The 21,679-nt window shown below is 47.8% G+C and carries 22 protein-coding genes, 1 tRNA gene and 1 pseudogene; 6 read left to right on the forward strand and 18 right to left on the reverse strand.

Annotated features, from left to right (window positions below; all coding sequences use genetic code 11):
• Positions 1-36: 36 nt before the first annotated feature.
• The 3 genes from GRF59_RS08880 to GRF59_RS08885 all read right to left on the reverse strand — a co-directional run bounded on the left by GRF59_RS08880 (position 37) and on the right by GRF59_RS08885 (position 1,926).
• Entirely contained in the window at positions 37-822 is a 786-nt protein-coding gene (locus GRF59_RS08880; protein ID WP_160498201.1) for a DeoR/GlpR family DNA-binding transcription regulator, read from the reverse strand.
• A 225-nt stretch (positions 823-1,047) separates the two neighbouring features.
• A complete protein-coding gene (locus GRF59_RS29355) occupies positions 1,048-1,188 on the reverse strand; it encodes a hypothetical protein (RefSeq protein ID WP_202128517.1) in 141 nt (46 codons plus the stop codon).
• A 159-nt stretch (positions 1,189-1,347) separates the two neighbouring features.
• Positions 1,348-1,926 carry a TetR/AcrR family transcriptional regulator gene (locus GRF59_RS08885; protein WP_160497221.1) on the reverse strand — a complete coding sequence of 193 codons (579 nt, stop codon included), beginning with the start codon at positions 1,924-1,926 and terminating at the stop codon, positions 1,348-1,350.
• Between the two features lie 234 nt (positions 1,927-2,160).
• Here GRF59_RS08885 and GRF59_RS08890 point away from each other — a divergent pair, with 234 nt between their 5' ends.
• Positions 2,161-3,642 carry a DHA2 family efflux MFS transporter permease subunit gene (locus tag GRF59_RS08890; RefSeq protein WP_160498202.1) on the forward strand — a complete coding sequence of 494 codons (1,482 nt, stop codon included), beginning with the start codon at positions 2,161-2,163 and terminating at the stop codon, positions 3,640-3,642.
• 109 nt (positions 3,643-3,751) lie between these two features.
• On the opposite strand, the gene GRF59_RS08895 is transcribed toward GRF59_RS08890, so the two are convergent.
• The 10 genes and pseudogenes from GRF59_RS08895 to GRF59_RS08935 all read right to left on the reverse strand — a co-directional run bounded on the left by GRF59_RS08895 (position 3,752) and on the right by GRF59_RS08935 (position 13,401).
• Complete coding sequence (locus tag GRF59_RS08895; RefSeq protein ID WP_160497222.1) at positions 3,752-4,459, reverse strand: CPBP family intramembrane glutamic endopeptidase; 708 nt, start codon at positions 4,457-4,459, stop codon at positions 3,752-3,754.
• Positions 4,460-4,742: 283 nt separating this feature from the next.
• Entirely contained in the window at positions 4,743-4,931 is a 189-nt protein-coding gene (locus GRF59_RS08900; protein WP_160497223.1) for a DUF2961 domain-containing protein, read from the reverse strand.
• 417 nt (positions 4,932-5,348) lie between these two features.
• The gene (locus GRF59_RS08905) at positions 5,349-6,014 is read right to left on the reverse strand and encodes an NAD(P)H-dependent oxidoreductase (RefSeq protein ID WP_160497224.1); all 666 of its coding nucleotides are present in this window, start codon (positions 6,012-6,014) and stop codon (positions 5,349-5,351) included.
• A gap of 140 nt (positions 6,015-6,154) precedes the next feature.
• Positions 6,155-6,661 (reverse strand): SRPBCC domain-containing protein, encoded by a 507-nt coding sequence (locus GRF59_RS08910; protein ID WP_160497225.1) that lies wholly within the window; start codon positions 6,659-6,661, stop codon positions 6,155-6,157.
• A 330-nt stretch (positions 6,662-6,991) separates the two neighbouring features.
• On the reverse strand, positions 6,992-7,867 hold the full coding sequence (locus tag GRF59_RS08915; protein ID WP_423802952.1) for an RNA polymerase sigma-70 factor: 876 nt from the start codon (positions 7,865-7,867) through the stop codon (positions 6,992-6,994).
• Positions 7,868-7,906: 39 nt separating this feature from the next.
• Positions 7,907-9,205, reverse strand: a complete 1,299-nt coding sequence (locus tag GRF59_RS08920; protein WP_160497227.1) for a phytoene desaturase family protein — start codon at positions 9,203-9,205, stop codon at positions 7,907-7,909.
• Positions 9,206-9,469: 264 nt separating this feature from the next.
• Positions 9,470-9,751: pseudogene (locus tag GRF59_RS08925) on the reverse strand (recombinase family protein); the annotation flags it as partial.
• Entirely contained in the window at positions 9,752-10,072 is a 321-nt protein-coding gene (locus GRF59_RS29695) for a hypothetical protein (protein ID WP_237391686.1), read from the reverse strand.
• 227 nt (positions 10,073-10,299) lie between these two features.
• On the reverse strand, positions 10,300-10,734 hold the full coding sequence (locus tag GRF59_RS08930; protein WP_160497228.1) for a protein-tyrosine phosphatase family protein: 435 nt from the start codon (positions 10,732-10,734) through the stop codon (positions 10,300-10,302).
• Between the two features lie 78 nt (positions 10,735-10,812).
• The gene (locus GRF59_RS08935) at positions 10,813-13,401 is read right to left on the reverse strand and encodes an adenosylcobalamin-dependent ribonucleoside-diphosphate reductase (RefSeq protein ID WP_160498203.1); all 2,589 of its coding nucleotides are present in this window, start codon (positions 13,399-13,401) and stop codon (positions 10,813-10,815) included.
• Positions 13,402-13,884: 483 nt separating this feature from the next.
• Between GRF59_RS08935 and GRF59_RS08940 the strand changes: the two genes are divergently transcribed.
• The 3 genes from GRF59_RS08940 (at position 13,885) to GRF59_RS08950 (ending at position 17,680) form a co-directional block, all read left to right on the forward strand.
• On the forward strand, positions 13,885-15,627 hold the full coding sequence (locus GRF59_RS08940; RefSeq protein ID WP_160497229.1) for a DEAD/DEAH box helicase: 1,743 nt from the start codon (positions 13,885-13,887) through the stop codon (positions 15,625-15,627).
• Position 15,628: 1 nt separating this feature from the next.
• Positions 15,629-16,567 (forward strand): YqhG family protein, encoded by a 939-nt coding sequence (locus GRF59_RS08945; RefSeq protein ID WP_160497230.1) that lies wholly within the window; start codon positions 15,629-15,631, stop codon positions 16,565-16,567.
• A gap of 186 nt (positions 16,568-16,753) precedes the next feature.
• Positions 16,754-17,680 carry a hypothetical protein gene (locus GRF59_RS08950; protein ID WP_160497231.1) on the forward strand — a complete coding sequence of 309 codons (927 nt, stop codon included), beginning with the start codon at positions 16,754-16,756 and terminating at the stop codon, positions 17,678-17,680.
• 55 nt (positions 17,681-17,735) lie between these two features.
• Here the strand turns inward: GRF59_RS08950 and GRF59_RS08955 are convergent, their stop codons facing one another.
• Entirely contained in the window at positions 17,736-17,924 is a 189-nt protein-coding gene (locus tag GRF59_RS08955) for a YqzE family protein (protein WP_160497232.1), read from the reverse strand.
• Between the two features lie 216 nt (positions 17,925-18,140).
• Between GRF59_RS08955 and GRF59_RS08960 the strand changes: the two genes are divergently transcribed.
• Positions 18,141-18,845, forward strand: coding sequence for an N-acetylmuramoyl-L-alanine amidase (locus tag GRF59_RS08960; protein WP_160497233.1), 705 nt, complete (start codon positions 18,141-18,143; stop codon positions 18,843-18,845).
• On the opposite strand, the gene GRF59_RS08965 is transcribed toward GRF59_RS08960, so the two are convergent.
• The 3 genes from GRF59_RS08965 to GRF59_RS08975 all read right to left on the reverse strand — a co-directional run bounded on the left by GRF59_RS08965 (position 18,820) and on the right by GRF59_RS08975 (position 20,389).
• Positions 18,820-19,719, reverse strand: a complete 900-nt coding sequence (locus GRF59_RS08965; RefSeq protein ID WP_237391687.1) for a divergent polysaccharide deacetylase family protein — start codon at positions 19,717-19,719, stop codon at positions 18,820-18,822. The genes GRF59_RS08960 and GRF59_RS08965 overlap by 26 nt on opposite strands.
• Before the next feature lie 128 nt (positions 19,720-19,847).
• Positions 19,848-20,078, reverse strand: a complete 231-nt coding sequence (locus tag GRF59_RS08970; RefSeq protein WP_160497234.1) for a substrate-binding domain-containing protein — start codon at positions 20,076-20,078, stop codon at positions 19,848-19,850.
• Positions 20,075-20,389: a hypothetical protein gene (locus GRF59_RS08975; RefSeq protein WP_160497235.1), complete on the reverse strand. Its 315-nt coding sequence runs from the start codon at positions 20,387-20,389 to the stop codon at positions 20,075-20,077. The genes GRF59_RS08970 and GRF59_RS08975 overlap by 4 nt, the downstream gene beginning before the upstream one ends.
• Positions 20,390-20,511: 122 nt before the next feature.
• Here GRF59_RS08975 and GRF59_RS08980 point away from each other — a divergent pair, with 122 nt between their 5' ends.
• Positions 20,512-20,913 carry a VOC family protein gene (locus GRF59_RS08980; RefSeq protein ID WP_160497236.1) on the forward strand — a complete coding sequence of 134 codons (402 nt, stop codon included), beginning with the start codon at positions 20,512-20,514 and terminating at the stop codon, positions 20,911-20,913.
• 676 nt (positions 20,914-21,589) lie between these two features.
• On the opposite strand, the gene GRF59_RS08985 is transcribed toward GRF59_RS08980, so the two are convergent.
• Positions 21,590-21,673 (reverse strand) — tRNA-Leu (locus tag GRF59_RS08985).
• Positions 21,674-21,679 lie beyond the last annotated feature (6 nt).

Raw genomic sequence — 21,679 nt, forward strand, 5'->3', positions numbered from 1 at the left:
GGGTGGGGCTTTTTAGCTATTTTCAAATCGATATCATTATTCCGCCTTGATCCAGGTGACGTCGTTGTCGTTCAGCGTGCTTTCCCATCCCTTGGGCAGAGCCGCATTACTAATGACGACGTCGATGTCCCGCCAGTCCGCCATCCGATACAGCTGCGTCAAGCCGATCTTGGTGTCATCGGTCATGATAATCGTCTGCTTCGAATTCTCGATGACCCGGTTCGCCAATTGCCCCCGATCGGGATCGAAGGCCGTTACTCCCTTGTTCAAGGTGATGCCGTCGATGGAAATGAAGGCTTTGTTCGGATTAAACAACGATACCATCTTCTCCGCGATCGAGCCGGTCACCCGGGAATGCGTCGCGTTCACCTTGCCCCCGATCAAGTAGATCTCGCCGGAGAACAGCTCCTTGTTCTTGTACTCGATGAGCAAGTGAAGAGCGGGCATGGACATGGTGAGGACGGTCAGATTGGAGCGGTTCATGAGAAAATGAATCATCTGCAGAGGGGTGGTGCCATCGTCGATGAAAATCACGTCGTTATCTTCAACCAGTGAAACGGCTGCCTTGCCGATAAGCTTCTTCACCTCCGCATTGAGCACCTCGCGCTTCAGATAGGAAGGCTCTCCCCCGTTCAGATTGATCTTGACGGCTCCCCCGTAAACACGCTTCAGACGATTTTCGTTCTCCAGTTCTTCGAGATATCGCCTGATCGTTTCGGAGGAAACGTCCAGTCGATGGACTAGATCGAAGGTCTTGACCTGACCCTCCAGGTTCAGTAGATCCATTATGAAGGTCTTGCGTTCCTCACCTACTAGCGACAAAGCCTGAATTCCCCCTTTCGTGCCCGGTCCTAGCTGCCGGGCGGCTATAGAATTCATTATAAATGTCGAGGAATGGATATGCCATGCTATTATTGCCCCGAATATCTTATGATTACGCGATTAGACATGCGTAGAGAAACATGCATGAAAAAGAAACGGCTGCCGGTTAAAGGCCACCGTTTCTTTTTTTGGAAATCTCTCCGAAAAAAAGGCGAAGGTCTCTACTCACCCGTTCTTTCGGTTGTTTTTACCCCGGTTCGTCGATTTGTTGCCTTGATCTTCTGTCAGCTTCTCGCCGAATTGATCGAGCCGTCCAGGAGAAGAGGCAGGTCCGTCGTTCTTCGGCTTGTTGTTTCTTCCAGACATGACGTTCACCTCCACTCATAAGATGAGCGCTTGACCTCAATTTCATACGCCGATGCTTACTCCAGAAAGAGGATAGAACCCTGAATTCATAGGTGGTTTGTCCAGTTAACAATATGGATGAATCCCTGATTATTACAAGCGCAACATAATGACTTCAATTTAATATAGTCCCTTATTATTGATCATAAAAAATTGTTTTGCCAGAAAAGTCGGCGTGTATGGCATATCGTTCCGCAGCCAGGACACGATGGTACCGATTAGAGCCGAGGAACCGTGCCAAATGGCAATGTCTTTTTGAATGCCCAATTTATAAACCAATGATTCGGGTCCCCTCATTTCGATTCTTGATGTAATTACCCCGGTTAGCATGTTTAACAACCGTTCGGTAAAGACGGAGGCTCGTTTCGTACCCAAGACCACCTTATAGAATTTCGCATGTTCGGCGATATATTCAAGAAGCCTTACCAGCATCAACCAATCCTCTTCATCGGCGACATCTTGGTTTAATACCAGCTGAAGATCTTCAATCATCTCATCCGCCATCTTTTCCAACATATCCGGAATATCGCGATAATGAAGATAAAACGTAACCCGATTAATCGTTGCGCGGTCGGCGATTCGGCTGATCGTCATTTTTTCGATGTCCATTTCTTGGACCAAATCGATAAAAGCTTCCTTGATTAACTGCCTTGTACGGATAATTCGAGGGTCTATGGGATGCTTAGAATGGCCCGGCATCATTTTCATTCCTTTCTTTTCATATTTAAATATACAATTTTTAAAATAATGCAGTAGATCTCCAATTTAATGAACACTTTGAGGTGATGCGTAAATTACTTTACATTTCAACAAAAATCGTAGTTTGTATTCGTTAAATCATTCTGACTATAATCTAATTTATACAATGTTGATTATCCTACACATTGTAAATTATATCTAGAGAGAAAAGAAAGGAGTAAGTTGAGTAACCGTATGGAAACAACCTTCAGTTCCGTAAAGAAAGGCCCCATTTTAATCATCATGATATTGGGGGCTTTTCTGGCAACACTGAATCAGACCGTCATGAGCGTGGCGACGCCAAAATTGATGGTTGACTTTAATATTTCGGCTACCACAGCTCAATGGCTGACTACCGGTTATATGCTGGTCAACGGAATTCTGATTCCTATTACTGCTTATCTAATGCAGAGATTTACCACTCGCCAGCTTTTTCAGGCATCGATGCTGATCTTTCTCGCGGGTTCGATCGTGTCCGCCATTGCGACCAATTTCCCCGTTCTCCTTACAGGACGGATGATCCAGGCTGCAGGTGCCGGCATTATTATGCCGCTTCTAACCAATGTGATCTTGGTGTTGTTCCCTCCGGAAAAAAGGGGCGCCGCCATGGGGATGATGGGACTTGCCATCATTTTCGCCCCGGCGATCGGACCTACGCTAGCAGGATATATTTTGGAAAACTACAAATGGCAAACGATGTTCTATGGAATGATTCCGCTCGCCGTCCTGGTCATCGTCTGCGGTTTTGTTTATCTGAAAAATGTTTCGGAGCCTGTTCGCTCCAAAATGGATATTCTCAGTGTCCTCCTGTCAACCATTGCTTTCGGCACGCTGCTCTACGGATTCAGCCTAGCAGGTAGCCAAGGATGGTCCAGCAGCGAAGTTCTTCTGTCCATTGCCGTCGGCATCGTAGCTCTCGGGCTTTTTGTTTGGAAACAGCTGACTTCCAAGAAACCCCTGCTGGATCTCCGGGCATTCAAGTATAATATGTTCTCACTCACCACGGTCATTAACATCATGGTAACGATGGTGATGTATGCGGACATGATGCTGCTTCCGCTCTACCTCCAGAATGCGCGAGGCTATTCCGCACTGGAATCCGGTCTGCTGATGCTTCCCGGCGCGCTCGTGATGGGTTTACTCATGCCCGTCACTGGTCGGCTGTTCGATCGGTTCGGCGCCAAATGGCTCGCCATCGCCGGTTTGATCATCACGATCGCAACCACGGCCGGCTTCATCCATTTGACAGACTCGACCAGCTATGTCTATCTGCTGCTCATGTCGACCGGTCGCCGAATCGGCATGGCCCTGCTGATGATGCCTATCCAGACCGCCGGTCTGAACCAGTTGCCTTCACGATTGAATGCGCACGGCACGGCGATTTCCAATACCGTAAGACAGGTGGCAGGTGCGGTAGGAACCTCTCTGCTGGTCACGGTCATGACGGACCGGACGAAGACGCATCTGACCGATATGATGGCCGCAGGCACAACAGGCGGTACCCAGGAACATATGATTCTAGAAGCCACCATCCAAGGAATTAACGATGCTTACGTTGTCATTATTGGAATTGGGGTCGTCGGCCTGCTGCTGTCGTTTTTTATCAAGCGTACATCACGAACCACTGAGGATTCTTCCGAAGTCCCGCTAAAAAAAGCAGTGATCAAAGAAGCTTAAAGCAAACCCAAGTCTGGCGTCTTAAGCCGCCGAAGAAATACTAAGGTTCAATGGAACGGCAACCATCGATCCTTGAATTTGAAGAGGCTCCCCTTAGGGGAGCCTCTTCTTATAACCGCCTCACGCTCATCGGCCTCCTCGAAATGATCCATGCCGAGGCCAGTAAGGCAAGAGCCACTAAAATCCCTGACTCCCCCGTCCATAGCAGCACATTCTCACCTTTGGAAAAGGAATCGAAGACGTCTTGGATCACGGCATTCCAGGATGCATGCAGAAGGAACGCGGGCCATATGCTGCCGGTTGTTAGCCGCAGACGTCCAATAATGTAGCCGAAGGAAGTCACCGAAACCATAAACAAAATAACGGAGAGGACTGGATAGGGACCGGAATAATAAAGACCGGCAATCATCACAGGAAGATGCCATAATCCCCAGATCATCCCGCTGGTCAGCATCGGGTAAGGAACGCGGGCGTCGATCAATCGAGTGAGCATGTAACCGCGCCAGCCAAGTTCCTCTCCGACACTCCCGATTAGGCCCACTGCTGTGCCGCCGACCATTTGCATGAGCAAAAGTCCTAAGAAGATAATCGCGGGCGGAGCTTTAATGAACGTGTCCGGCGTGACGAATTGTACCAGCCCCGTCGTCCAGGCCATTCCGTAAGCAATCAGGCCAATGAACGCAGGAAACAGCAGTATAAAAGGTAACGTCTTCAGCGTTCGCCGTCCCCCGACACGAAGGGAGATATCCGCGATGCCTTCACGCAGCAGCCAACGGGCGAAGATGGAGGACAGGCCCGGTGCCTGGCTAAATGCCATAAAAAAAGACCAGCTCAGTGGCTGGTCTTTATGAAGACTGTGTGTTGTCAAAATTGATGAGAAAATCCGACGGAAAAGTGTTGTTTCATCAAGGCGTGTTTTCATATTTAATGAGAGGAGTTCCTTTAGTAAACGCCGGATATCATGCTTATTTTCAGTATTAGTGAGAATTCCCGCAAAACTGGTTTTGCATATTTATTCACCTATATACATCGATTATGGAATCAAGTCTCGACTCGCCTAAAGCGATCTTCCCCTTCCTTAAAACGCTCCGTATCCAGATCTAGATAAGGTCATCGCAGTACCAATTTTCTTGAATACGAAGGAGTTCATCCGTGTCGGACTTCGTAGATAAAGTATACCGGATATCCCCTGGGGTTTCGCATGCTTCTGCCCCATCATTTTCGATTTCGATCCTCGCTACTTCCGTAAAAGGCATATACCAATAAGTATACATTTCATGTTTATTCATCTCCAAATCTCGTCATCTTCTGTATAGATAAGACGACGAATGGTTATTCAAAAATTCCTGAAGAATAATTTCGACAGATAAAAAGCTCCGGCAAACCAAACTTTGTTTCATGTCTAAGTTTGGACATTATTACGAAGAACCTAACTAATAATACATTTCAATTACAGTTAACGATGGTAAAACAAAAAGCCGCCCAATAGGACGGCCGGGAAGAGGAGAAAGCAGAGCAGCTTATCTGAGTTTACCCTTTATACTTTGGGTAATCCTGGTTCATTCTATACCTCAAATTAGGGGAATCATCACGTCCAGAAATCAAGTTTTGACACGTTTTTACCAGTCAATACCCTTACATCCATGAGTAGCAGTGTTACAATGCTCTTACGATGCTTAATGTAACTTCCCAACTTTATTAACCATTTATCGCCACACAACAATCTCATCGAGATTTTGTCTTGCTTTTGGATGCTTGGGATCCTCTTGCCGATACCCGAAAGCGACCATACAGTTTACACCGAAATCGTTAGTGTTTATGATACCCTCATTTTGTAAAATAGAGGTCACCTGCTTATTATCGAAACCTTCGATCGGGCAGGAATCAATGCCTATTAGTGCTGCGGTTGTCATCATGTTGCCCATTGCTATATATGTTTGTTTGCTTGCCCATTCAAACAGGAGACGATCATTATTTTCGAGTTCGGTTTCAACGAATAATTTATAGAAACCGCAAACACGCTGTACAACTTCTTCAGGCAAATGATGAATGTCTTTGAACATCTTGATTACGTGAGCCGAATCATGCCTTAAGCCTTGTCTCGCCAATATAACCACAAAATGGCTTGCAGTAGGCAGTTGTCCCTGGGCACCACCAGTTACAGGTTTTAATTTTTCACGAAGCGCTGCATCCTGGATCACGACAAACTTCCAAGGCTCGAGTCCATATGAGCTTGGAGACAATCTTCCCGTCTCCAAAATAAAGTCGAAATCTTCATCCGATATCTTTTTGTTGGGGTCAAAAACCTTGCAAGCATGTCTGAACAGGTAAGCTTTTAAAATTTCTTGTTTCTTACTTTCCGTTCCAATCATGTGGAATCAACCTTCCAATGCTGTTTTTTTAAGGGTGGCCAACTGCCGCTTGTCGAACAGGAACAAACCGAATTCGCCGTCCATTCGCCATGTCAAGCGATCATCACCAACTGTTTTGTATGGGTGTTGATTTGTTTGATTTACAACGAAACCACACTTGCCAAGTAATCTTCAAGCCGGTCAAAGAGTACAGCAAATGCCTTTTGAGCCGACTCCAATCCCCCCTCAAAGGTTTTGAGCTCCTCCTCTGTAGCGGACCAAGGACCTACACGCATGGTGATTGTAGTCTTACCTTCCTGCTCCCTAAACTTTAAGGTATTCAGAATTTCTAATGGATAGGTGGGATGAAATGGAGCACGGATCGTATTGCCCTCTTCATCGGAAAAAGAGTTGATGAACACAAGATCTTCTGGCTCGACCACTTCACGATACACAAACTTCCCCCACAATTCTTTGCCATCAGGAGATTTTTGGTTGAAATGAAAGCGACCTCCAGGACGAAGATGATCTAAATTAGTCACATTCATCTCAAAACCCTTATTACCCCACCATTTTTTCAAATGCTCAGGTTTCGTAAAAACTTTGAACACAAGCTCACTAGGTGCATTTACGGTACGCGTGATAACGAATTCTACTTGGTTGGACATTGTGGTTCCTCCTAATCATTCATCAAGATTTTTTTTGAAAGTGCGCTTCCGGATGATCAAGTGTTGTTCTTCATCATTCCGACCATCCTTGCTGTTTTGTCTTTCATAAACTAAGATGCGGAAGGGTGTAGTTTTGTGACATCTTTTCTGAAAATCTAATATCATAGCGAGCACCATGTTAAAAAACGATAGGCCTCTAGAATCTGCAAACAGCAACTGAGGGGCAAGTTGATCCAGATGAAAATAACAAGAAGACAGGAAACGAATTACTTAGTAGGAAGGGAACAGCTGATATACATCGATCTAAACAACTTATCAAATGTGTATAACCTAAAACACATGTGTCAACTTATCTGGATTTATAACAAAGTAAAGATTAACGATGTGGCCATTTAGAATCTTGAATGAAAGGACAGTCAACGTTTTTCCATCCAAATATACAACGATTCCAGGCAGTCCATTTACCATGGTGAGACGGTAAGTTAAGTTTCCAGGCAATTTTTTCAAGAAATTCGATGTCAAATGGGAAATTGGTATATGCCCATTAAGAGGTTGCAGTTGTGCCTTTACTTTACCACCCCCATCTGTGATGAGTACTGCATCAGTCGATAGGAATTCTACGATTCGGGCTGCGTCAGCGGAAGCAAGAGCTTGCATAAATTGCTCCACCAAGTTGGTGGTTTGCTCCTGATCGAAGTGATCCAAAAGATCCGAATCATCTTTTACATGAAGACTGCGTTTCGCTCGATGAAATATTTGCCGACAGTTCGCACTACTCTTGCCAACAATGTCGGCAATTTCTTTATAATCGTACTGCAGCACCTCGTGCAGCAAGAAGACAGCCCGCTCCACATAAGATAATTGCTGCAACAACAGCAAGTAAGCGGTAGATATCGATTCCTTCTGTAAGTAGGACTGCATCGGATCTGTTTCCTCACTCGCTGTTGTCACAAGTGGTTCAGGCAGCCATGTCCCGATGTATTTTTCCCGTTGCTTCCTCGTAGAACGAAGCAGACCGAGACAGCCATTAGTTACGATTTTACACAGATATGCTTTCATGTTTTGAATGTGATCTGACCCCGATTTATATAAGGTTAAAAAGGCTTCTTGGACAATATCTTCCGCATCTGTGACACTGCCCAACATACGGTAGGCAAGAGAGAACAATAGTGGTTTGTATTCGGTATAGAATTGTTCTGTTTTTATGTTTTCCAACATGTTAACCACCTGCTTTCTTCGTGTTATTCACACTACAATGGTTTCCCGACCACCCTTACAGCCTGCCTCCATATCTTTTAACACGCACCGCGCCGCACGTCTCCCGCTTGCCGCCGCAGCATCTGCCAGCTGTTCCCCATGGCTGACCCACTCTCCCGCCACATACAGCCCTGCAATTTCGGGTACGGCTGGACCCGGAAATCGATCTTCCCTGCCTAAGTGCATATAGTCATAGGCTACCACCATATTGGGGAGGTACTGTTTGGCGACGACTTCCTCCTGCCAGCCCGGTTGGATCAGGTCCAACATTTGTTTGAGAAATCGTTCGTCAGTTTTTGGATCTGTTCCACCAGTGCCATTATATTTAACAATGTTCACCACGGGAGTGTCATCCTCACTTAATCGAGTAAATTTCGATTGATTCACGAAGTATATGGGTTGATCCACACCCAAAACCGCAAAATGATCTGGTGCGGAAAGCCGCTTCAAAGAAAGAGTCAAACTTGCCGCCTTAATGACACGAGCTTGTTCTTTCCAACGTAAAACCGACTTACTTCCCTCATCTTCCAAGAGTCGGGAGGTTACTGCAGGTGGGGTGGCGGAAATCACATGCGTGATGTCCATCTCCTGTCCGTCAGCAAACCTTATCTTGCGAACGGCCCCATCATGCTTGATTTGCGTTACGTTTTTTCTTATCATCATCGATACGCCTGACTGAACTGCTTTTTCGTAAAGTTGATCAATTAGAGTTTGCCAGCCATCCTGTACATAGATAATGCTATTCTTTTTCGTCGTGCGTGCTATCGAACGTAAGGCAGGGCCCGCCAATTGGTGATCAGGAGCATGTAAATACGAACTTACCCGGAACATGGCGTAAGCGATATGACGAGTCATCGGATCGCGAATTTCTTGTTCCAGCCAACTCCGCAGGCTGATAGCCGGCACGGAATCAGCATCGATTTTTGTCAACTTATTATAAAATTTAAAAAACTCTATCTTTCCTAACCATCTCAAGTTTTGAGAGAAAAAAAATCGAAATATATGAGATACTTGATTGTTCCAGAGAAATGATATGTTAGCCGAGGGGGATCCCCCTTCCATTCTTATGCCTAAATCTTGAAAGATTTCATCTACTGCCCCTCCCCTGATTATTGCATGAGCACCTTGATCGAAGGTAGCCCCGTTTTTCTTGACGGATATAGCCCGACCACCAAATTGGCTGGACTTCTCCAACAGGACAACAGACTTACCTGCCTGAGCCAAGTCAATAGCAGCAACCAATCCTGCAATACCTCCACCGATGATTGCCACATCAAACTGTTTCATCGTTGATACCTCCCTTCCCCCTTTTTGTCTTTCATAAACTAAGATAGTGAAGCGGGTGGATTTGTGACAATTTTTAATAATTTTTTTTGATATCTGCTTCTTTGAGAAAGAAGGCGATAATACTCCATGTTTCCGTTTTCGTCGCTCTCTTTATTTCTTCACACGATGAGTTTACTGGTTCAAGAACAATCCCATCTGACCACCAAAATGTTCTTGTCGTCTTACAAAAATTTGGACCTAAAGAAAACGATCATCGATTTCCTTCCGGGGTCTACCAAACGTAACTCCTTCCATACGTGCAACTTCAATACCTTCCGCCTGCCGCTGCCGGTTCTTCTTACGCTCCTGTTCAGCCACGTATGCCAGGAGGCTTAAATACTGATCCTCCATCACCTTTCCAAAGTCACCCATTGTTTTAAACTTTCGACTATCGAACAAGGTTTCATTATCCAGGCAGACAATGTCAGCACCAACTTCGCGTGTAATGTGCTTCCATTCCCGAATGATCCCATCATAATCTCGATCTAACCGGTCAAGTCTCGAAATTTAACGAGCTGCCGTTTGGTGTTGGACTCTATCCATGACCAACTCTATCCATGACCATTCGCCATCTAAGGCTGCTAATCTTTTCAGATAATCGTCTTTGTAGTGATGGACGTATTCAAGAAACGCATCCTTTTCAAGCGAATCCTCAAACAACAGAACGACCTCGAAGAAACGCCTTCGAGCATACCCCTGCTCATGATTATCTTTGTTGAAAAGAAACTCATTCAACTTGTAGGCAGGACTGCCCTTCGTAAAATACTTTAGAGAATAATCTGCATGAACTCTGTGTTCTCCAAAAAAGAGCCCCCCCCATTCTGGCACAGGTGTGTAGTACCTTCCTCCATCTAGAATAACGATAAGATCACCGTATCACGAATCCCATCCACGTAACGCAAATGGGACATATTTGGTGAAGAAAAAAGAATTGGCTATAACCCAAAAGAGACACACCAGTAAAAATGATGTCTTTGTATTGAAGATAGAGTGCCTTAAGAAATCAGAATAAAAGAGAGGCATCCATTTTAGTGGATGCCTCTCTTTTATTCTGATTATGTTGCATATATTTTTTTCAATAATTCCTTTTGCATAGGCTTAATATCGTTAATATTTCTGATGCTTGCCTTTGATTCAGCATCATCGACCGAATTCGGGAGTCCTAGCTCTAACAGTACGCCAGCAGCAACGGTCCCAGTCCGACCTTTGCCTCCGCCACAGTGAAAGACAACTTTCTTACCATCATTATACGCAACAAAATCTTCATTAATCGGCTTTTCAAAGAGATCTGCTTCATTTTCTTTCGTGTTGTCGTCAAGCGGAACTTTCACCCAGCGAACATGATCTGTCGGATTTGCACACTCCGTTGCTTCCTCTCGCAGATCCACAACAACTTCAACGCCTTCGTTTATAACCATTGCTTCTACATCGGCAGCTCCGCCCATAAAGCAACAGAACAAGTCAATGTATATAGATGCATGATTATACATTTATCATTAATTATGAAATTTTATTCTCAATAATTTAAAAAGTTTTCTCAATAATTATGACGCCACACATTCTCTATATTACGAACACTTGCTGTATCCGCAATTTCCGCAGGTTTTGCAGCCTTCGATATTAATCAGCGTCGCGGAACCGCAGGACGGGCAAAGATCGCGAGATGCCTTCGGATCGTCATAGCGGTGGTCCTGACCGCCGCCGTGATCGGCCGTTTCAGGGGCCAGCGTCGCCGCAACCGGTGCCGGATCATGATCCTCGTCGTAGCCTGCCTGCACATGCGTTTCGAGCGCTTTGGCCACGGCATCCGCAATGGACTCGACGCGGTTCGCGCCGAAACCAATGGCTCCGGAACCGCCAATGCCCTTCAGATGTTTGATGAGCAGCTCGACCTTGTGACCGTGATCCCCGTAACGCAGGAACAGCGAGCAGACGCGTCCAAGGGCTTCCGCCATCGCAAAGACGTCCGAACCGGCTTTGCCTACATTGAGGAAAATCTCGCTTGGAATGCCGTCCAAATCATTAATGGTGATGTATGCCATGCCGAATGGCGTGTTAATTTTGTAGGTTGCTCCGCGCAGCACCTGCGGGCGGCGCTTGTACTGCTTGTCGACGACTTTCGCTCCGGACTCGCCCATAGCCGGTTGCAGTTTGGCCGCAGGCTCCTGCACTTCTGTTTCTTTCGTACTGGCCGCTTCGTTCACTGCGGTATCTTGCTTTTTGTCTTCCTTCTTCTCGGTCTGCAAGACCTGCACATCGCGACTACCGTCACGGTAGATCGTCACGCCTTTGCAGCCCAGATCGAAAGCCAGCTCATACAGGCGCCCTGTCTCTTCCACCGTAAAGTCCGCAGGGCAATTCGCCGTCTTCGAGATGGAGCTGTCAACCCAGCGCTGGATTGCCGCTTGGGCGCGGATATGATCCTCTGCGGACAAATCCATGGCGGTTACGAAGTAATCCGGCAGCTCTTCTCCAGGATGGGCGTCGAGCCAATCCTGCGCGATCGGCACGAATTGTTCGTCAAAGCCGAGACGGCTTTGGCGGAAATACTTGAATGCGAAGTACGGCTCAATGCCTGTCGAAGTGCCTACCATCGTACCCGTGCTTCCCGTAGGAGCCTGCGTGATGACGGTGACGTTCCGCATGCCGCTTTCACGGACAGCATCGCCGACCTCAGGATATGCCTCGGTCATATTTTTCATAAAGCCGCTTTGCAGATACAATTCCGCGTCGAATGCCGGGAAGGAACCCTTCTCCCCTGCAATCTCGGAAGACGCCAAATAGGCTTCGCGGGCAATAAATCCGTAGAGCTTATCCAGAAATTCCATGGATTCCGGGCTGCCATATCGGATGTTTAATTTGATCATCAGCTCGGCCAAACCCATGGTGCCAAGACCTACGCGGCGTTCTTTCTTCTGGTTCCGCTCGTTTTCCTCGAAATGATAAGGCGTCTTGCTGATGACGTTATCCAGGAAACGCACGGAATAACGAGTGGTTAGCGCCAGATCATCCCATGCCACGTCATGTTTCTCTTCATCATAGAACTTAGAGAGATTCACGGCGGACAGGTTGCAGACGCCCCAAGCCGGCAATCCCTGCTCACCGCAAGGATTCGTGCAGATGATCGGGTTGAAATACCAGCTGTTGGACATTTGGTTGTAGTATTCCATGAATACCACACCGGGCTCCGCGGATTTCCAGGCCGATTCGATGATCGTATGCCAGATTTCGCGCGCTTTGACGGTGCGGTAATGAATGACGCTGCGTCCTTCCTTTTTCCACTTGTCGAGATCGCCGTCCCAGATTTCGTTATAATCCGGCTCATTCGTATCCGGAAATACGAGATCCCAGTCGCGATCCTCTTTAACGGCCTTCATGAAGTCGTTGCTCACGCATACGGACAAGTTCGCATTCGTAACCTGTCCCATCGTTTGCTTGACGGTGATGAAATCCAGGATATCCGGATGCCAGTCGTTCATCATCAGCATGAGGGCGCCTCTGCGGCTGCCGCCCTGCTCGATTAACCCGGTCGTGTAGCTGAACAGTCCACCCCAGGAAACAGCGCCGCTGGAAGATCCGTTAACGCCCTTGACGACGGCTCTGCGCGGACGTAAAGAAGATAAGTTGATCCCAACCCCGCCGCCGCGGGCCATAATTTCCGTCATTTCGGACAGCGTAGCCATAATGCCGCCGCGGCTGTCTTTAGGCGATGGAATGACATAGCAGTTGAACAGGGTCAGCTCATCGCTGGCGCCTGCGCCGGCAGCAATGCGCCCGCCGGGAACCAGTTTCCAGTCATCCAGAATATAGCGGAACTTCTTCTGCCACTCTTCCTGCAGCTCCGGGGTCTCTTCCACGGAAGACATGGCTTCCGCCAAACGGTTCCACATTTCTTCCGGTGTCTTCTCTATATTTAAAGTCAATTTATCCACATGAGATTCAACGAGCTCACCGCGGCGGGTTTTGACCGTCACGATGCTGCCTTCACGGCTCACGATCTCTCCGACTTCCTTGGTAGGAAACTTCGGATCGTCTTTGGTCAACACCAGAACGACGTCCCCGACCTTCGCATGGCTCGTATCCGGGTCCTTCCAGGCATAACGGTCCAAAAAGATTTTTTCGCTCAATCCTTCAAGCTTTTGCTTCTGCTGAATCATACCCAAATGAAACAACCTCCCATGATATTGGTATTATTCACATACACACCGCGAAATGAACTCAAGCGCTAAATTCCGGCCCTATCTCTCGCTCATTCCATACCTAAAATCGAACTATAAAAGAGAAAAACTTTAGTTCATTTTATTTCATAAGATGAAGGCACAAAAACACGTTTTCGTTCTTCACGCACAATATATAGTGTTCATTACTCATTATACTATACCACATATTGTAACTCTACAAAGACACCCTGAAATTTAAGGCATGTAAGCTCTTCAATAGGGGACAAACTCTTCTTTTCTCCATCTATCTCACTTTTTTGATTTACGCACTTTGAAAATATTCATGAAAATCATCCCTTACTTATGAACGAAGCCCGATTCGGCCCTGTTATGAACTCTTCCTTTTACGTGCATACTACACATTACTTGGATCAAGCAAATCCTTATACGCATGATACGAAAACGAAGGAGGTACGGGGCATGAATACTTCCCAACCCAGTGCAAACGGACAGCCGCAGGAACTCCCGGTTCCTCTCCATATCGATCGCAGCTGGCTCGAGCAGCTGAATAACCGTCTCGAAAAAGGCGGGCCCTGGGGCGATTGGCGGCTAGCACAGCTGGCTATCCAGGGAGAAGAAGCGCGCCTGGTCACAAGCTTTGATGAGCTGCAGTGCCTGAAGCATTTGCAAGGCCTTTCCCCGCTCCCCCACCAACTCGACACGGCGCACAAGGTGCTGTTCGAAATGTCCGGAAGAGCTATATTGGCTGATGAGGTCGGACTCGGCAAAACGATAGAAGCCGGCATGATTTTAAAAGAATATATGATACGCGGTCTCGTCTCCAAAGTCCTGATTCTCGTACCGGCCTCGCTCGTACTGCAATGGGTGCGAGAGCTGAACAGCAAATTCGGCATTTCCGCCGTTGCCCAGAAAAAAGCCTACACCTGGCATTCCGATGTCGTGGTTGCCTCCATGGATACAGCCAAGCGTGATCCGCATAAAGATTTCCTGCTCGAACAGGAATACGACATGCTAATTATCGATGAGGCCCACAAACTGAAAAACAAGAAAACGACGAACTATCAGTTCATTCAGAAGCTTCGCAAGAAATATTGTCTCCTGCTGACTGCCACGCCGGTGCAAAACGACATGAGTGAGCTCTTCAATCTCATCACGCTGTTGAAGCCGGGACAGCTAGGCCGCCAGGGAGACTTTTCCACGAATTTCGTCGTCGGCAAGCGCCAGCCCAAGAATCAGGAACAACTGAAGGATGAACTCGCCAAGGTCATGATCCGCAATCGACGCGGCGAAGGCCCGGTATATTTTACGAAGCGGAATGTGAGCAATATCAGCCTTCAATTATCTGCCGAAGAACAAGCCTTATATGACGGTGTGACAGCCTTTGTCAAAGACCAGTATAAGGCCTCAGAGGGGAATTTAAGCAGTATGCTGTCGCTCGTTACCTTGCAACGGGAAGTGTGCAGCAGCCGTGATGCCGTATTCCTCACCTTGGTAAATCTATCGAAAAAAATTCCGGACGAGTCCCCCCTCACCGCCAAGGTCTGGGAGCTGGTCAATGCCATCAAAGCCATCAAGGCGAACACAAAGGCCGAAAAAACAATCGAACTGATCAAGCAAATGAATGAAAAGGTCATCGTGTTCACCGAATACCGTGCTACCCAGGAATATCTGCTCCAATATTTTCAGAAGCACGGATTGATCTGCGTTCCCTACCGCGGCGGCATGAATCGGGGCAAAAAAGATTGGATGATGGATTTGTTCCGGGGACGCGCCCAGGTCATGATCGCGACCGAGGCAGGCGGCGAAGGCATTAACCTGCAATTCTGCCACCATATGATCAACTTTGACCTGCCGTGGAACCCCATGCGGGTAGAACAGCGAATTGGCCGGGTTCACCGGCTGGGACAGCAAAAGGACGTGCAAATATACAACTTGTCCACTTCCGGAACGATCGAGGAACATATCCTGCATCTGCTTCACGAAAAGATCAATATGTTCGAAATGGTCATTGGCGGTTTGGACGTGATTCTCGAACGGTTTGAAAAACAGGAGTCCTTGGAGAAAAGCTTATATAAGTTGTTCCTGGAGTCTGATTCCAATGAGGAAATCCGGCAAAAGGTCAGCTCACTCGGCCAAACGCTGGATCAAATTAAACAGCAGGTTGATTACGAATCGGAAACCATGAGGGAGGAGGAAGCATAACGTGAGCATGTCATCGCAGCAGGTTCAAGACCACATGATGACCTATCTGGAAAGCACGGAATGTCAGATCATCGAAAAATCGCCATACCATGTGACAGTCAAGCTGTCTCCCCAGGCTGACAAACAGCTGACCAACAGGCCCTATTACTGGGGATTCGTCGAGAGAACGGGCGCAGAACCGGAAACCCTTTCCTTCACTTTCGTTTTTGATCCTGAACAATATGACAATAATCAAATGGACGACAGCATTCCGCAAACGAAACCACAGCAGGACAGCATCCTCTCCCGCTACTTCGGTACCGCCCCCATGGTGCCGCGCATTGGACCGGGAAGGATACAGCGCGAGGATGTGACTTATGGCAGCAACAGGCTTCAGCAGATTTGGAATGCTGCGCGGCAGGAAGGCTCCTGCCTTTACCTATTCGAGCAGCCCGCGGCGCTCCAGCGCGAGACGCTTTTCTCTGCGGCCTACGAACCATGGCTTGGCGTTTGCTTCAAAGCGGAAATGTCCTGCGACGTGAAGAAGGAAGAACTTCATTTTGTCGGAATATCGCTCGTCACTGGAAGGATCATCTCTCCCTTTCCCGAACGATTGCACGGCGTGACCTTGAGTCCCCGCCTGCCGGAAAATATTCATATTCAGCCTGCCACTGTATCGCTTCCGCAAGCTGCCATCTCTCTTGAGGCTTATATGACCCGTATGCTGGCGGAAATGGATTATGGATGGGCTGAGCAGGCCAGAGAACGACTGAGTGAGGAGCTTGCCGTAATCGACATTTACTACGAGGATCTGCTCAAGGAAGAGGATGAGGAAAAGCTGGCTGCCATCCGTGAGCAATATGCCAGCAGACGCAGTGAAACGACATGGCAATACGAACCCAAAGTACAACTGTCCGCCATAACCTGCGGTCTGTTTCACCTGCGTTCCTCCGGTAGATGACATTAGACAAAAGAAGGCAAAAATAGAACCCGGTCCCAGGATTGCCGCGCGACAGCTTGCAACAGTCTTTTCAGGGCTTGTCCGCTACACTGAAGGTAATTTTGAAACACAAGAAAGGGTAACCCAATGAATATGATCTCTTTCACCGCAAAAGCAGCTGTCGTCTTTCTCCTCACGGGGTGCTTCATGTCAGCGGGAACAAACGCTGCGGAAGCGGCAGCCAAAACCTCATCCGTCAAGCAAAGCGTTTCTATAAATACAGCGGACGCCCTTAAAAATATGGTGTTCAGTCAAAAGCTCGCCGCCACGCCTTCTTCATTACAAAGCTTTACACAGGACGTGGCCGACGAGTTGTCACATCAGGATTCCTTTGAAAAATGGAAGAATGCCAGCATCTCCTATGATCCGCTAGGACCCGGTACACACAGCTGGCTGGCCACGGTTAGCCAAAACGGCAAGCCGATCGGCTATATGATTCTCACTTCAACCGATGATGGGAGTTATATGCTCAGTGAATACGGACGGGATGAAGCCATGCCGTACAATTCGCAAGCTCTATACAACCGCCTGAAGCAGCAGGGTATTCTGAACGCGAGCTTTAAGCTCTCTGCAGGCGTAAGTATAGAGGCGCAGTATTCCGCGTTGCTGCCGGTCTGGAAGGTGATGCAACCAGGGAAGAGGGCGATTTATATCCATGGGATCTCTGCGGAGGAGCTGCCCTTCGATGCCACTGAGAAAGATTCGGCCAGCGGTGCACTCACTGCGCAGCGGGGAATTCAACTTACGGCGGCGACAGTCCCTGAGCCTCAGCGGGCAAGCGACCCCTACGACAATCTGTTGTGGTTAACTTCGCCCAAGCTTTCATTCAAAGGAACGGGTGACTTAATCCAAGCCGTTAAGGCTGAGCATATGAGCCTAGTATTCACTTCACCGGGCCATAATGCCAACTATGGAGCCCCTTTTGCCATTACAGGGCTCCACACCTGGTCTGCGGCCGATAAGGAAGGTAACGTGCTATACGCTGCATCTGGAAAGAATGGCAGTCGTTACTTACCCGCTTCGTCACTTCTTTCGCACGGAGAATTCCGCAATATGAACTTATCTCATCTCTAATGGGATTAAAAAAGACGACCTGCCGGAATGTTCGGCTTGGGCGTCTTTTTTTCACTCATGATTTTGACTTTCTCTTCGGAGATTGCTTCTTCATCAGCGATAATCCAAGCGGGATCATGCCGAACCATTTTGCGGTCCAAGGCTCCTTCGGCTTGGTATGCCGCCTCCGTTCCTCCTTAGGCGTCTCCATAAACGTTACGACACGTTCTGTAATATATTTTACGAGTTCATCTCCACTGGCCATCCGCGTATCCCCTTCCGCAGCTGTAATGATTATAGCTTGCGCAAATCCGCAGCTTTTTAAACGAACCGAAAACAACGAGTCACTTCAAATAATTCAGAACCCGTTAAATGCATTTTTTTCCGAATTTTGCACATTCTAATGCTGTGGTATGGATGGTTGGATATTTTCCAGAATAGAAAACTGGACTTTACTTACATGAAAGGATGGCCTTTACGTATGAACAAGCTCTTACAGCTGACCGTTCCCGTCCTTATTGCAGCATCTCTTGCCATGGCCCTTCCTGTGCAGGCTATGTCTTCATCCGGACCGGCCGAAGAGGTCAAAGAGCATCCTGCCTTTCCAAGGGATTTGATTATCGTGGATGCGGGTCATGGCGGTATCGACGGAGGAACTTCATTTCAGCATTACCTGGAAAAGGATATCAATCTGGCGATCGCGCAAAAGGTATTCATGCTGCTGCGCAGCCAAGGCTATCACGCTGTTCTGAACCGGACGGGCGATTACGCGCTCAGCGATGATAATCACTGGTTAGGCAGCAGATCAAGACATCTCCGCGATCTGGCCCAACGAAAAGAACTCAGCCAACAAATCCCTACGCTGATCGTCGTCAGCCTTCATGTGAACTGGGGACGCAATACTTCAAAACGCGGCGGATTGGTCCTCTTTCAGGATGAAGGACGCAGCGTGCTGCTTGCTTCCGCCATTCAGCAGCAGCTCGACCAGCTTTACGGCAATAAAGGGTTCATCAAGCATGGGCGGCCGTTCTACCTGCTCAATCAGATAGCCGATCCTGCGGTTATCGTCGAAACCGGCTTTCTGAGCAACGCCGAAGACCGTGCCATGTTGACGGATCGCAGAGGCCAGCTCAAAATCGCCAAGGCCATCGCCGATGGAATCAGTTATTATTTGACGGTAATATAGGCGAAGGCTGCCAGCCCCAGATATCACGCACCAAATCACTGATGCCGACGAAAGTGACTCGTCCCTGCATATCGGCGGCGCTGCTTCTCAGCACTTCAGCCGTCTTCTTGCCTTGGGTTCCTACATGGCCAATAGTCACGCAGTTGTCATGTTCTCTGGCAAAGTCTTCAACTAATTTCATTTGTTTGCTGATATGACTGGTGGTGTGGAGGTCATCCAGGAAAATATGATTGGCGACCGGCGGCATGCCCATATTAACCGCGAGTTTGCCAACGACGGAGTGGTAGTTGGTTTTGCTGTCGACGAAAAACAGCCCCCGCTCCCGGCAGACCTTAAGCACGATGGCCATGATCCGTTCGTCGCCGGTTATTTTGGATCCCATATGATTATTCATACCGATCGCGTAAGGAACGTTATCAATGGCTTCTTCCACTTTCCTGCGGACCTCTTCATCGCTCATATTGGCCGTTATAGCCCCGGGTCCCAGCCATTTGGGATTTCCCTGCTTGGGTTCCATTGGCATATGAACAATGACATCGTAGCCCTTCTTATGCGCCAATTCGGCGTCACTGCGGGTCGTCGGCAAAAAAGGCATGATGGCTACGGTCAGTTTAATGGGCATGGACAACATCTCTTCCGTTCCGCCCTGACCGTTTCCGAAGTCATCAATAATCACAGCAACCCTTTTTTCTTTCTTCATGGGATTTTGCTGAATAGGCCGATTCTGTTCATCCCCTGCCGGCGCAATTGAGCTGTGCAGCCCCGCTCCCGCAAATTCGGCAAATGCCGGAGATACCGATGCGGTTGTGAGGAGGAGCGCCAGTCCCGCCGTTTTTATGCATGCGCGCCATTCGAATATATTCCGTGATTTCAAGAGCCTTCTTCCTCCTTCTCATTGCAGCGTTTATCGTTTATCTCATTGTTTGAGAAAGCAGGTGGAAATATGTATTCCCATGAAAAAAGACGCTCTCAGATTTCCTCTCCTGAACAATAAGAGCCTATTTATTTGATTGCCGTCAGCGTTTGCACAACATCGTCGATCTTCAACCCGTCGGCGGTCGGACCGTTTAAGGCCCAATGTCGGGCCGATACCTTGAACGCATGCCCTTGCGCAACGGCAGGAATCGATTTCCACACTTTTAATTTTTCCACTTCGGAAGCTTTGGCGACATCCTGCTGAAACTCGGATTCGGAAGACATCGATGCCCCGTAATCCATAAAAAATTCCTTCATCGACGGGCGAATGAATGCGACTGTTTTCTCTTCGCCAACAGCTTGTACGATCTTTCCTTTGCTTCTTTTACTTTTTCCTGATATGCCTGGAGCACAGCCTTGGCCTGTTCTTCCTTGCCCAGCGCTTTGCCAATATCCAGAATCCCTGACTGCCAGTTAAAAGTGATCGTGGAAGCGATTTTGCTAAGCTGCCGTATCCCGCCTGTTCTGTCGAGCGGTACAACGAGCGAAAGCAGCATATCTTCCATCCCGATCGAGACGATACGCTTGGGATGGGGCGGTATCTCCGTTTCGCCGTATCTTTCCCCCATATCGGCACCTCCGCTATCGCTTTATAAATAATCACTGGGATGTCTTGCGGTTTATTCGCTTCCGCTGCCAGAAGTAGAGTATAGTAGGAGTTGTTGCGAATATATTCCAGGAGGCTACAGCCATGTCACAGGAGATTTGGATTAACCTGCCGGTCAAAGATGTTGAGAGGTCAACAGCCTTTTTCAATGAGATTGGATTCCATGCGGTGAGCGTCGGTAAGGAGAGAGCCAAGCTTGCCATAGGCCAAACAACGATTCTGCTGTTCCCGGATGAGGCGTTTGAGAAATTTACAGGTTCAAAAACCGCAGATACTTCCGAGAGCGCAGAAGTCATATTTTCCATTGGCGCTGCAAGCAGAGAAGAAATAGACGCCCTTATTCAAAAAGTAGAGTTTGCCGGAGGAAGCATCTTTGGCAAGCCGAGTGAAACTGGCGGCTGGATGTACGGCGCAGGATTTGCCGACCTAGACGGTCACCGCTGGAACCTGCTGTACATGGATGAGAGCAAAATGCCGAAAAGCTAATACGTAAACGCCGGACTCCTGCTTAAGGGGCACCGGCGTTTTTTTATCCCGAATGATCTCATATTTGCCTTACCAGTCAAATCGTTGCTTAGAAGGAAATAACTCGCGGGTTAAACTAATCATTGCATCCATAAGAAATTGAGGAATTCAATACCAAGGGAAAAATAGAAGAGCCAATAAGTCTGACCCTTGACCGGTTTACCTAATTGGCGCTTCCTTGTTGCTTCTTTATCAGTTCTTTCTCCATTATTTTGCATACTCTTCTTTTAATATAGAATAATGTGCGCTATCTGCTAGGACACCTTTTACCATATGGTTTCTGCGACGGGTACCTTCATATGTCATACCTAAGCGATCCAATACTCTTCCCATACTACAACTAAGGTAGAACATACCAATCGTGCACTCCCTGTTCAGGTTGAGCTCAATGAGCTTAATGAAAGGCTACCTGCAAAAAAAGCGACTAGTGAGTACTACCTTAAACACGGCAATCAGCCATTTCCACTGTTATAAAAAGCCCTCCCAAGGGAACTTACGACCTGCTCTACTGCTTTTCTTCCTAGTTCATAGACCATTGGCCTCGCTGATGAGCAACAGCCTGAATTTGTTAAACATAACAAAAAAGGTTTCTGACTTGCCCGAATGAGCAATCAGAAACCTATTGTAGATAAGGTGATGCGGTCGAGAGGACTCGAACCTCCACGGGGGTTAGCCCACACGGACCTGAACCGTGCGCGTCTGCCAATTCCGCCACGACCGCATATGT

This window comes from Paenibacillus dendrobii, from assembly GCF_009807035.1.
Taxonomy (GTDB): domain Bacteria; phylum Bacillota; class Bacilli; order Paenibacillales; family Paenibacillaceae; genus Paenibacillus_AQ; species Paenibacillus_AQ dendrobii.